The organism is Helicobacter sp. UBA3407 (assembly GCF_949747025.1).
In the GTDB taxonomy this organism is placed as follows: Bacteria; Campylobacterota; Campylobacteria; order Campylobacterales; family Helicobacteraceae; genus Helicobacter_D; species Helicobacter_D ganmani.
This window is the reverse complement of sequence record NZ_CATKCB010000207.1, coordinates 1-4175: the sequence shown is the minus strand read 5'-3', so window position 1 is coordinate 4175 and position 4175 is coordinate 1. Positions and strand designations below refer to the sequence as shown.

The window sequence follows — 4175 nt, the reverse complement described above, 5'->3', positions numbered from 1 at the left end:
GCTGAACTGAACTTTTGGATTGCTTCATTTGTTTGGCTTGATATTCTTACCCCGCTACCGCATAAGCTCTTGTTTCGCGTATCACACTGACTTTGACTTCGCCCGGATACTGCACTTGTGATTCTATTTCTTTGGCGATTTCTTTGGCAAGGAGATAGGATTCCTCATCACTAATATCGTCTGATTTGACAATCACGCGCACTTCGCGTCCCGCATTGATTGCATAAGCGTGCAAAACTCCCATTTTGGAAGTGGCGATTTTTTCTATCTCGCTGACACGCCTTAGATAGTTTTCTAGCACTTCGCGTCTAGCTCCCGGACGCCCAGCAGAGAGAGCGTCTGCTGCACAGACAGCTGCAGCTTCTATGCTTTTAATCTCCTCGTCGCCGTGATGAGAAAGAATCGTATTAAGCACCACAGGATGCTCGTTATATCTCCTTGCAATCTCCGCCCCTAATTCCACATGCGTGCCTTTAAAGTCGTGTGTGCGGGCTTTGCCAATATCGTGCAATAACCCTGCGCGTGTGGCAAGCATACAATCTCCGCCCAATTCCGCTGCAATAATTCCCGCTAGATTCGCAACTTCCAAGCTATGTGTAAGAGCATTTTGCCCATAGCTTGCACGATAGCGCAACTTACCAATGAGCCTTTTAATCTCTGGGTGGATTCCATTTAAGCCCAAGTCCAACACAACGCGTTCGCCCTCTTGATAGACATTTTCTTCAAAATCGTTAAAGCATTTTTGATAGATTTCTTCAATCCTTGCAGGTTGAATTCGTCCGTCTTCTACTAAGCGATTGATAGTCTCTACTGCAATCGCGCGTCGGTAGAGGTTGTGAGAGCTTACGATAATCACATTGGGCGTGTCATCAATGATAATATCCACCCCACAAATCATTTCTAGGCATTTGATGTTGCGCCCCTCCTTACCGATAATTCTAGCTTTCATATCATCACTTGGCAAGACGATTGTATGGATTAGACGCTCTGCAGCAAACTCTCCTGCAAAACGTGAGGTTGCAACTGCTAAGATATAGTTTGCTTTTGCCTTTGCTTCTTCTTTAGCGTGGAGTTCCTCTTCTCTAATGATTTTGGCGCATTCGCGTTTCGCTTCTTCTTTGATACGTTCTAAGAGCATATTTTTTGCTTCATTTTTGGTGAGATAAGCAACTTTGGATAGATTTTTTGTGAGTTCTTCTAGCTTTTGCTGATAGGTATTTTTGAGTTTTTTTAGCGCATTTTGTTCCTCAAAAAATGCGTTGCGGTCTCTGCTAAGATTTTGTTTTTCATTGTCTAGCTTACAAAGTTCTTTTTCAATAAGTTGCGATTCTCTTAGTTTTTCTTTCTCAAAATTCAATAAATTTAACTCATATTCTTTGAGGATTCTTGCACTCTCTTTGTCGCATTTTTCTTTTGCTTCTATCTCAATATCTTTTGCTTTGATTTTAGATTCTTGGAGGAATTTTTCTGCCTCATATTCTATCACCTTTGCTTTTGCCTTTGCTTGCTCTAGTAGCACTTTAGAATCTGCACGCGAGAGTTTGCGAGAGATGAGATAGCTACCACCTCCTGCAAGCAAAGCTGAAATAACGGAACTTGTAATAACCCATATAACCATTTTATGTCCTTGAAACTCACTAAGAAAACAAGAATTTAAATAAATTTTTATTATGATTTAAAGAAATTTGATTTAATTTTATAATTTATTGCCCTAGTGGTTGATGATATTGTGTCAATTTGCTTTGGATAATCCAAATTTTTAGAGTTTAATTTTACTCTTTTTTGTTAATAAAAAGTTTAAGTGGTTTGAGAGTCGCTGGATTCAACATTTTGAATTTGTGCTTTAGTGGGTGTGAATACTCACACAAATATACATTACAAATTCTTTAAATTTCTCTTAAGTTGCTGTGCTATGAAAAATGATGAATCCAAAAGGACGCAAAGCCACGCTTATAAATCGTTTGGTGTGGGGTGAGATAACAATCTCCTCTAATGTCGTGGGATTCTGTGATGGTTTGTGGAACGAAATTGAAATTGCGCGAAACGAAAATTATCTTTGGAATTTTTTTGGGATTCTTGCCAAAGAATCTATCATACATTCCTTTGCCAAATCCTATGCGCCGCAACTCTTTATCCACGCCAAGCACAGGAACGATAGCGCAATCCATTTTAGCCCAAAGTGCAGAATCACTAGGTTCATACACGCCAAAAGATTGTTTTTGCAAAGGAAGTCTATATCGCACCGCCTTAAAGCTCTCTCCACCCATTTTGGGTAAAAAAATCCTTACATTTCTTTTTTTGCGATAGAATCTTAAAAGTTTCCTTATGTCAAACTCCAAGGTAAGCGGAGAATAAAAAAGCAAGTTTATAGGGCGTTTGGAGTGGAGTTTATGGAATCGTAGAGTGGAATCTAATTGCGCTTTGAGTTTCTTTTGTAATTTGTAGTCCTTAATATAGGCTTGGTTTGAATGGCAAATTCGGATTAAATTTGTTTTGAAAATCTCGCGATAAGTGGCTTTTAAGTCTTGGGATTCCATTTGTTTGTCCTTGTTTGCCTAAAGGCAGAAAAAAGTGTTAAAAACACAGCGCATTGTAGCAAAAGTAGTAAAAAATGTATCGCATAAATTTGGGATTCCTTTTGCAAGATTCCAAAAAATTCTAAAATAGTGTAAAAAATAAATGCAATTACAAGCCCCAAAAGATAGCCAATTTGTTTGCGCTTGTCTAGATGTGAAAGAATCGTTTTGCGTGGCAGTAGTAGCGTCTCTGTGCGTCCTAAATAATCCCCAAAAATAAAGCCTATTTGATAGAGCGTATAAACAATCAGTGCGCCAAAAAAGGTATTAGGAAAAAGCAAATAAGCAAAAAGATAGAAAAAAGGCAGAATCTCTAACCCTAAAAGAATTTTTTTATAAGGCTTTAGATTGAGTAACTTGCTATAAAAAAGGCTTAAAATAAATGCCCCTAATGCAAGTGCGATTCCGCCTAGCGAATAAATTTTGGGGTTTAAAGGCGCGTAAATTGTGAAAATAGTCCCCAAAGAAACCCCCAAGAAGATGGAGTTTAAAAGCTTGTAAGTAAGATAGAGTCGTAAAGCAATCATCATCTTACCAAGTGTATTTTATACCGCCACCAAAAGTGCGCTCAAACTCATAAGGGTAATATTTACCACCCACAACAATCGCATTTTTATGGTTGGTAAGATTCTGCACAAAGCCATAAATTTCAAAGTCTTTGAGTTTGTAACTTGCGGTTAAATTGAGGCTTTGATAATTAGGGGATTTGGTTAAAACATTATCAAAGTCGTTGTAATCATACGCCCTAGAGCCATATTTATAAGAGATTCCAAGATTTAATTGCGTGATAGGTAAGTAGTTGAGACTTGTGCTTAGCGTATGCTTGGAGACGCCCGGAATCGTATTGCCCTTATACCCCCCATTGCCACGCATTGTCGCATCAACATAGGCATAGGCTAGGCTAGAATAGATTTGCGCATTAAAATGCGTGGTAAATTTCGCTTCTCCTCCGATTCTGCGCGTCTTATCAAGAGTTTGATTGCTATAAGTTATCGGCTCAAAGTAGGCTTCATCTCTACCTAAAATATAAAAGAGATTCCCGCTTAACTCGTGGATTCCAAATACACTTTTTGTGCCGATTTGATAAGTGTCAAAAGTCGCTGTGTCTATGAGATGATTAATATGTCCCTGCCAATCAAATATATAATCCACATTAGGCACTATGAAACTGCGAGAATAAGAGGCAAAAAGCGAGGTTAAAGGCGTTAGATTATGAGTGATTCCAATCTCTCCTCCTAGTAGATTTTCTGCATTGCTTTCTTGTAGTTTGGAAATCACTCTTTGTGCGGAGATTCCTCCATTAAAACTAGAATTGCTAAAGTATTTTTCACCATTTAAATAAAGTAGCATTTCATCTACTTGCGCCTTTGTGGAGTGGTTTTGCACTCGCTCGTTGGTATTTAGCCCCCCGCCAATTTCTGCCATAAAAGAATAGTTTTTAAATTGAAAGTTAAAATCTCCAAAGATTCCTTTGCCATCGTTGTTATTGTTATAATTCACATATTCACTCTCATTTCTATTTCCTCCGAAATTAATATCAGTTATGATTCCAGAATCTCCAAAGTGCGTGAAGCCTAAACTATAACCCAAATCCCAACG

Annotated in this window: 4 protein-coding genes; all 4 read right to left on the bottom strand. The window is 38.4% G+C overall.

All coding sequences use genetic code 11. The features are described 5' to 3' along the window. Positions 1 to 46 precede the first annotated feature (46 nt). Positions 47 to 1618, bottom strand: coding sequence for a ribonuclease Y (rny, locus tag Q1553_RS07550; RefSeq protein WP_115551988.1), 1572 nt, complete (start codon positions 1616 to 1618; stop codon positions 47 to 49). A gap of 292 nt (positions 1619 to 1910) precedes the next feature. After that, the gene (locus tag Q1553_RS07545) at positions 1911 to 2537 is read right to left on the bottom strand and encodes a 5-formyltetrahydrofolate cyclo-ligase (RefSeq protein WP_297600640.1); all 627 of its coding nucleotides are present in this window, start codon (positions 2535 to 2537) and stop codon (positions 1911 to 1913) included. After that, on the bottom strand, positions 2519 to 3040 hold the full coding sequence (locus Q1553_RS07540) for a hypothetical protein (protein WP_297731444.1): 522 nt from the start codon (positions 3038 to 3040) through the stop codon (positions 2519 to 2521). The genes Q1553_RS07545 and Q1553_RS07540 overlap by 19 nt, the downstream gene beginning before the upstream one ends. Positions 3041 to 3107: 67 nt before the next feature. Continuing rightward, positions 3108 to 4175 (bottom strand): TonB-dependent receptor (locus tag Q1553_RS07535; RefSeq protein WP_300842874.1); only part of this gene is annotated, 1068 nt, incomplete at its 5' end.

Coding starts and splice junctions, on each gene's coding strand:
- rny (WP_115551988.1), bottom strand. CDS start 1,618: ATGGTTATATGGGTTATTACAAGTTCCGTTATTTCAGCTTTGCTTGCA.
- Q1553_RS07545 (WP_297600640.1), bottom strand. CDS start 2,537: ATGGAATCCCAAGACTTAAAAGCCACTTATCGCGAGATTTTCAAAACA.